General features: G+C 27.2%; 10 protein-coding genes. 3 read left to right on the top strand and 7 right to left on the bottom strand.

Annotated elements, in window-relative coordinates; all coding sequences use genetic code 11:
- The first annotated feature begins 187 nt into the window (after window positions 1–187).
- Window positions 188–601, top strand: a complete 414-nt coding sequence (locus tag ACERKK_RS09620) for a YchJ family protein (RefSeq protein ID WP_373772871.1) — start codon at window positions 188–190, stop codon at window positions 599–601.
- Between the two features lie 8 nt (window positions 602–609).
- A complete protein-coding gene (locus ACERKK_RS09615) occupies window positions 610–1,347 on the top strand; it encodes a YaaA family protein (RefSeq protein ID WP_373772870.1) in 738 nt (245 codons plus the stop codon).
- On the opposite strand, the gene ACERKK_RS09610 is transcribed toward ACERKK_RS09615, so the two are convergent.
- The 5 genes from ACERKK_RS09610 to secG form a co-directional block, all read right to left on the bottom strand.
- Window positions 1,340–2,422, bottom strand: coding sequence for an MFS transporter (locus tag ACERKK_RS09610; protein ID WP_373772869.1), 1,083 nt, complete (start codon window positions 2,420–2,422; stop codon window positions 1,340–1,342). The genes ACERKK_RS09615 and ACERKK_RS09610 overlap by 8 nt on opposite strands.
- Window positions 2,422–2,901, bottom strand: a complete 480-nt coding sequence (locus ACERKK_RS09605) for an RDD family protein (protein WP_373772868.1) — start codon at window positions 2,899–2,901, stop codon at window positions 2,422–2,424. Before ACERKK_RS09605 ends, ACERKK_RS09610 begins: the two co-directional genes overlap by 1 nt.
- The gene (pyrE, locus tag ACERKK_RS09600; RefSeq protein ID WP_373772867.1) at window positions 2,901–3,509 is read right to left on the bottom strand and encodes an orotate phosphoribosyltransferase; all 609 of its coding nucleotides are present in this window, start codon (window positions 3,507–3,509) and stop codon (window positions 2,901–2,903) included. The genes ACERKK_RS09605 and pyrE overlap by 1 nt, the downstream gene beginning before the upstream one ends.
- 2 nt (window positions 3,510–3,511) lie before the next feature.
- The gene (gene frr, locus ACERKK_RS09595) at window positions 3,512–4,069 is read right to left on the bottom strand and encodes a ribosome recycling factor (protein WP_373772866.1); all 558 of its coding nucleotides are present in this window, start codon (window positions 4,067–4,069) and stop codon (window positions 3,512–3,514) included.
- A 135-nt stretch (window positions 4,070–4,204) separates the two neighbouring features.
- Entirely contained in the window at window positions 4,205–4,558 is a 354-nt protein-coding gene (gene secG / locus ACERKK_RS09590) for a preprotein translocase subunit SecG (RefSeq protein ID WP_373772865.1), read from the bottom strand.
- A 106-nt stretch (window positions 4,559–4,664) separates the two neighbouring features.
- Here secG and ACERKK_RS09585 point away from each other — a divergent pair, with 106 nt between their 5' ends.
- A complete protein-coding gene (locus ACERKK_RS09585) occupies window positions 4,665–5,360 on the top strand; it encodes a methyltransferase domain-containing protein (RefSeq protein WP_373772864.1) in 696 nt (231 codons plus the stop codon).
- Here ACERKK_RS09585 and ACERKK_RS09580 read toward each other — a convergent pair.
- Window positions 5,312–5,725 (bottom strand): thiamine-phosphate pyrophosphorylase, encoded by a 414-nt coding sequence (locus ACERKK_RS09580; RefSeq protein WP_373772863.1) that lies wholly within the window; start codon window positions 5,723–5,725, stop codon window positions 5,312–5,314. The genes ACERKK_RS09585 and ACERKK_RS09580 overlap by 49 nt on opposite strands.
- Window positions 5,726–5,759: 34 nt before the next feature.
- A complete protein-coding gene (locus tag ACERKK_RS09575; protein ID WP_373772862.1) occupies window positions 5,760–6,455 on the bottom strand; it encodes a Bax inhibitor-1/YccA family protein in 696 nt (231 codons plus the stop codon).
- Window positions 6,456–6,812 lie beyond the last annotated feature (357 nt).

Raw genomic sequence — 6,812 nt, 5'->3', positions numbered from 1 at the left:
CTAATAAGAGTGCAGAAGAGATTAAAGAGAGAAAACAAAAAATAAATGAAAAAGCAATGGATAGAAAAAAAGATATAAAAGAAAAAAGAGAGAAAATGAAAGAAAAAAAAGATAGAAAAAATTCTGAGTCTTAAGAATTTTACTACATTTATGTTAGAATCTCTTAATTTTTTTTAAGAGGTTCATTTTGAAAATATCCCCAAATAATAGCTGTCCTTGTGGTTCAACAAAAAAATACAAAAAATGTTGTAAACCTTTTCACAATGGCACTTTTCCTAATACTGCAGTTGAATTAATGAAATCAAGATTTTGTGCATATGCAATAAAAAATGCTGAATATATTATAGGTACAACTCATAAAACTAATCAAGACTTTTCAAATGATACTTTTGCATGGAGTAATTCTATATTAGATTTTTGTGAAGCTACTGATTTTTTACATGTTGATATTTTAGAACAAATTGATGGCGAAATTGAAAGTTTTGTTACATTTAAAGCAAATCTTATACAAAATGGAATAGATGCATCTTTTATAGAAAAAAGTAGATTTTTAAAAGAAGAAAATAAATGGTTCTATGTTGATGGAACATTTGAAGATTAAGGAAAAAAATGAAAATATTATTAGCTCCTGCTGAAACAAAAAATGAGGGTGGAGAAGAAAAAGCATTTTGTAAAGATAACTTTTTTCTAGAAGAATTATTTGAAAAAAGAGAAGAGATTTTTAATATATATGAAAAGCATTTATCATCTTCTTCGATTGAAGAATTATCAGCTTGGTTTGGATTAAAAAAACTTGATGATGTAAAAAAGTATAAAGAAAGTCTAATAAATAAACCAACAATGAAAGCAATCAATAGATACAATGGAGTTGCTTTTGATGCTCTTGATTATAATAAATTAGATAATGAAACACAAAAATATATAGATGAAAATGTAATCTTATTTTCTAATCTTTTTGGACCTATTAAGGCAAATGACAAAATACCAAATTATAAATATAAGCAAGGTGCAAAATTAAATAATATAGCAATAGAAAAGTTTTTCTTAGATAATTTTACAACGCAATTAGATAGCTATATTGGTGAAGAAGTAATAGATTTAAGAGCAGGGCATTATGAAAAGTTTTATAAGGTAAAAAAAGCAAATGTTCTAACATTTAAGTTTATAAAAGATGGTAAAGTTGTATCTCATTGGGCTAAGTATTATAGAGGAAAAGTTTTACAAGAAATTGCAAAAAATAAAATCACTTCACATGAAGAGTTTATGAATATGCAAATTGATGGTTTAAAACTTGAAGAGATTCAAGAAAAGAAAAATGTTAAATTACTAATTATGAGTATTAATTAATTTTTTTAACAAAAAATAGTGCAATTAAAGAAATCAAAGCAAAAATTGCACTATAAATAAATAGATTATCTCCATAAACCCAACCTGCAATTATCGCACCTAAAAATCCACCTAAACCATAAGCAACACCATACATAAATTGTTGTGCTAGTTTTTTATTTTCATAAAGAGAGTATAAATAAATGATTACAGTACTATGATAAAGTCCAAAAGAGAAGGCATGAATACTTTGAGTAAAAAATGTAACACTTAAAGAGTCAGGATATAAATATAATAATACCCATCTAACAACTGTAATTGCTACACAAAATTTTATAATATTTAAAAGATTATTCTTTAAAAGTGGTGCTTGAAAGTACAGCATTATAATTTCACATATAACTCCAAAAGACCAAAGGTATGAAGTCATTTCTAAACTAATTCCATGTTCTGTTTCATAAATAGTAAAGAAGTTATAAAAACCTCCAAAACTCATTTGCATAAAAAACAGACTTGCCCAAAATGGCCAGTATTTTAAAAATGAGAATTTCTCATCATTTGCATTTGGGATATATTTTGTATCATATTTTATAAGAGAAAGTGCAAATATAACAGTTAATATATTTGTAGCTAGATAATAATTTAAAGCAATTTTAGCTTGTGTTAAATAACTAGCAAGTACAAGTGAAATTAACATAAAACCAATTGAACCAAAAAGTCTTGATTTTCCATATTTATCACTTCCTAAGCTTTTTATTGCAGTAACTTCTAAATAGGGCAAAATAAGTGATAAACATACACCTAATATTGCATTATTTAACATAAAAGCATAAAAATTTTCAATTGTAATATAAAATAGTGATGATGATAAAATAGATAAAAATAAAGCTGATTTAAAAACAGTTTGATTTAATGTAATATGTTTTAAAAATAAAAATGGAGTTGCAAACCTCATTAAAGGTGCAAGGGCAAAAATGATACCAATATCAAACGTCGAATAACCAATATCATGTAAAACTTTTGGCATAAAAATTACATATACACCAACAGCAGCAAAATAGAAAAAGTAAAAAGCTGATAAATTAAAAAAGAGCATTATTTTTCGTCAATAATGATTGTATTAGATAATATGTCCTGAAAAGTTTTTTTATCTTTTCTTAGAAAAGGTAAAAACATTAAAAATAGTGATACAACAGCTATTAAAGTTGTGGTATAACGAACAAGTGCCTGAATAAAAGATATTTTTTGTTTTGTTTTATTATCAACTACTTTTATCGTGTATGCTTTTAATCCTGGAGTTTGAGATTTTACTAACCAGAAAAATAAGATAATTGAAGCATGAACAAATAAAATCATTAACCAACCTGAAGTTCTATCTTGTGCAAAAGCTTCACCACTACCCATTATTAAATAGATTACTACATAAAAAATTGGCGTTGTGATTAAAAAAGTATCTGTTAAAAAGGCTCTAAGTCTTGAAGAGATAGAAGAAGACTCAATACTTGATTCTTCTTTTATAGAAATATCGTTTTGTGAACTATTTCTATTTTGTTTAATATCTCTCCAACGGCTCATTAGTTTCCTCTACTACCTGGTTTATAAGCAGTACTTCCATCTTTACATAATGGACAATTGTCTTCTGCATACATCTCAAAAGTAAAATCATCTAATGCAAAAAGTGGTTTATTTAAAGGAAGTTTACAATTATCTTTAGCTTCTAATTCGCTTCCAACTCTTGAACAAAAACCTCTATTTGCTAGTGCTGCATAAGCAACAATGTTTCCACCATCAGCTTCAACTTGTTTAGCAGCTTCTAAAGCAGATCCACCAGTTGTGATAATATCTTCACAAATAATGTAGTTTTCACCTTCTTGTACTTCAAACCCTCTTCTAATAGTCATTTCACCATCAACTCTTTCTGCAAAAATGAATCTAACATCAAGAGCAGTTGCTAAAGCAAATCCAGCAATTAATCCACCAAGTGCAGGTGAACAAACAGCATCTACTTTAATTCCTGATTCTCTAATTTGATCAGCAAGAGCTTCTGCTAATAATTTTGCAGTTTTAGGGTCTTCTAAAACTTTAGCTGATTGTAAATAAAATTGTGAGTGATTTCCACTACTTAATTTGAAGTGACCTTCTAATAATGCTGATGCATCCTTATATATTTCTGCTACGTTCATAATTAAACCGTTAAAATTTCTTGTTCTTTTGTTTTTAAAGTAGTATCTGCTTTTACTACAAAAGAATCAGTAATTTTTTGGATTTCATCTTGAGCTTTTTTACTTTCGTCATCAGTAATTTCTTTGTCTTTATGTAAAACTTTAATTTTATCATTAGCAATTTTTCTGATGTTTCTAATAGCAACTTTTGCATTATCAGTCATAACTTTAGCGCCTTTAGCACTCTCTTTTCTTTGATCAACAGTCATTGGAGGGAAGAATAATTTAATTACTTCACCATCATTGTTTGGGTTAACACCAATGTTAGCATTTTGAATAGCTTTTTCAATATCACTTAAAAGATTTTTTTCCCATGGATTTACAACGATTGTTGTTGCATCTGCAGCTAATACAGAACCAACTTGATTTAAATCAGTAGGTGTTCCATAATAATCAATTTTTACACCATCTAAAACAGATGTAGTAACTTTCCCTGTTCTTAAAGTTTTATAATCTCTTTTTAAAGCCTCAATAGACTTTTCCATATGATCCTTAGTTTCAGCATAAAGCTCTTCTAACATTGATTCCCCTTTTATTTTGTTTTTATTTAAAATAGTATGCTCATTATACTATTTAGATTTTTATTTTATTCTAATTTATATCAGAAATAAGACTATATATTAAAAGAAAAGATATTCTCTTTTTCTTTTAATAACTTATTTTGAAGGTACCTCAGGTACAGGACTTGAAGCAGGAGCTGCAGGAGCTGCAGGTTCATTGCTTGTAATTGGAGTTGAAGGAATTAAAGTATCTGTTTTGATATTATCAATAGCACTTTTATTTCTTTCTTCGTTATACATAAACCCTAAAACAACAGTGTTGATTACAAAAATTAAACCTAGTGCCATTGTTGCTTTTGTTAAAAAATTACCTGGACCTTTTGCCCCAAATAATGATTCATTACTACCGCTGTAAGCACCTAATCCTATACTTGAACTCTTTTGAAGTAAGATGATTATTGTTATAAGTATTGCTAAAACAAATTGAACTACTAAAAGTGTAGATGTCATTATCTATTTCCTTTTTGAAAAATGGTATATATTTTACCTAAAACTTATTAAAAAAAAGTTAAAATGAATATATAACTATTTTTAGATAATAACGTAAAGAGTAAACTTGTCAATAAAAAACGAATTTTCCAAATATGCAAAACAATATAACAATCACAATATAATCCAACAAATCGTAGCAAAATCTCTTGTTAGAGACTTGTCTTTTAAGCCTAAAAGAATATTAGAATTAGGTTGTGGTTCTGGACAAGTATTTAATCAAATAACATGGCCAGTTGAATACTATAAAGCAGTAGACTTTTCATCATCAATGTGTCAATTACATCCAAAAGCTGATAATATTGATGTTAAGTGTTTTGATTTTGATACACAAGATTTTTTAGATGACATAAAAAATGATAGTTTTGATATAGTATTGTCATCATCTGCATTGCAATGGTCAAAAGATTTATCAAAGATAATAAAACAGCTTTCATTGGTTTCAAATGAAATTAACGCAGTTTTATTTACATCAAATACATTTAAAACAATACAAAGCATAACACAATCCAAATCACCTATTTTAGACGAAGAATCAATAAAAAAAGCATTTAATGAACACTTTAATTGTGAATTTGAAACAATAATGTATAAATTAGAGTTTACAAATAAAAAAGATTTATTCGATTATATAAAGAAATCGGGTGTAAGTGGTGGAACATCTGTATTAGATTTTAAAAATGCAAAAAAACTATATAAAGAGTATAAGCTTGATTATTTAGAGTTTGAAGTAATATTTGTTAAAACTATTTCTAAGTTATAAAGTTCATATCTAATATATTTAAAGTTTTCACTATCTTCTATTGAGATTAGCTTACAAAGTTCTTCTAACACTCTTGAGCTTTCTTGCGCACGTTTGAAATTTGCAATTAGAATTGAGTCTAAATCAGTTCTATTTTGTTCGCTTTTTATAGATTCTCTTAGTACATCATTTTTTATATCTCTTGTTTGAAGTAATTCCAAATAAAGAGTAAGTCTTGATAAGTGTCGTAATTCTTTTAGCTTTAGGGCAGTTGTTTTATCATTATATACATATCTAAATATATCTTCAACTACTCGAATTCCTTCTCGTAATCTATTTAAATTTGCATCAATAATTCGTAGTTCGTTTGATTTCATATTAGTCATTAGTAGTATAACTAACTCCAAAAGGAGTTAGTTGTTATTTGTCATCGCTATTCATAATTCCTAAAATTTGTAATAAAGAAATAAACAAATTAAAGAAATCTAAGTATAAAGACAATGCTGCTTCAATTGGAGAATCGTATCCACCTCTAATGATTTGTTGTGTATCATAAAGGATAAATGCTGAGAATAATAATGCTCCAACACTTGCAATTGCTAATTGAAATAATGATGATTGAATAAAGATATTAGAAATACCTGCAACTATCATTATAATTAACGCAATAATTAACATTTTTCCCATTGAAGAGAAATCTCTTTTTGTAGTCATTGCGAACATAGAAATTCCACCAAATGCAACAGAAGTCATTAAAAATGCTTGACCAACTATTGAAGCACCTGCTGGCATAGCAAATATAGATGCTAATAATGGAGCAATTGTTAATCCTGAAATAAATGCAAATGCAAATAAAACAGCTAAGTTAACACCTGGAATATTTTTAGTTCTTGGAATAACAAAAAATATTAATGCTAATTCAAGTCCAAATAAAGCCCATTTAACTCCTCCCATTAAATATGCAACGATATCTAAACCAATATAAGCACCCGCAGTTGCTGCTAAAAGCGAACCTGCAAATAATTGATATGTTGCTTTTAAGAAAGCCATCAACTGTACTTGTGATGATTCTTGTGAATGAGATGAATTATTAGATAAATAATCTCTATTATACATACGTATGTCCTTTTTATTATATTTATTGTGTAATTTTATTATGTTACTCTTAATAACATCTTTAATAATACAGATACTTGTATTACTTATATGATATATTACTTAATAAAAGTAAACGAAGGATTAATAAGAATATTAAAGTGCATTAAAAGAACAAAGACAATTATAAGTAAAGCAAATAAAACAAATTCCAAAATTTAAGCAATAATAAAGAAAAACCCCTTGACAAAGCGGAAGTAATTCCCTATAATTCCCGTCCAAAAACAGACGAACGACATCAAATGAGATGGAGAGAGTTTGAGATCTTTAAAAACATAAGTTTGTGAAAGTAATTTTTATAAACTGAATATAAAACTC

The organism is Poseidonibacter sp. (genome assembly GCF_041821165.1).
Lineage (GTDB): Bacteria > Campylobacterota > Campylobacteria > Campylobacterales > Arcobacteraceae > Poseidonibacter.
The sequence above is the reverse complement of the archived record's forward strand: the minus strand, read 5'-3'. Positions and strand labels throughout refer to the sequence as shown.

What these genes read in the sequence shown, in the direction of transcription:
- ACERKK_RS09580 (WP_373772863.1), bottom strand. Translation starts at nt 5,725, where the DNA reads ATGACTAATATGAAATCAAACGAACTACGAATTATTGATGCAAATTTA.
- ACERKK_RS09605 (WP_373772868.1), bottom strand. Translation starts at nt 2,901, where the DNA reads ATGAGCCGTTGGAGAGATATTAAACAAAATAGAAATAGTTCACAAAAC.
- ACERKK_RS09615 (WP_373772870.1), top strand. Translation starts at nt 610, where the DNA reads ATGAAAATATTATTAGCTCCTGCTGAAACAAAAAATGAGGGTGGAGAA.
- ACERKK_RS09575 (WP_373772862.1), bottom strand. Translation starts at nt 6,455, where the DNA reads ATGTATAATAGAGATTATTTATCTAATAATTCATCTCATTCACAAGAA.
- frr (WP_373772866.1), bottom strand. Translation starts at nt 4,069, where the DNA reads ATGTTAGAAGAGCTTTATGCTGAAACTAAGGATCATATGGAAAAGTCT.
- secG (WP_373772865.1), bottom strand. Translation starts at nt 4,558, where the DNA reads ATGACATCTACACTTTTAGTAGTTCAATTTGTTTTAGCAATACTTATA.
- ACERKK_RS09610 (WP_373772869.1), bottom strand. Translation starts at nt 2,422, where the DNA reads ATGCTCTTTTTTAATTTATCAGCTTTTTACTTTTTCTATTTTGCTGCT.
- pyrE (WP_373772867.1), bottom strand. Translation starts at nt 3,509, where the DNA reads ATGAACGTAGCAGAAATATATAAGGATGCATCAGCATTATTAGAAGGT.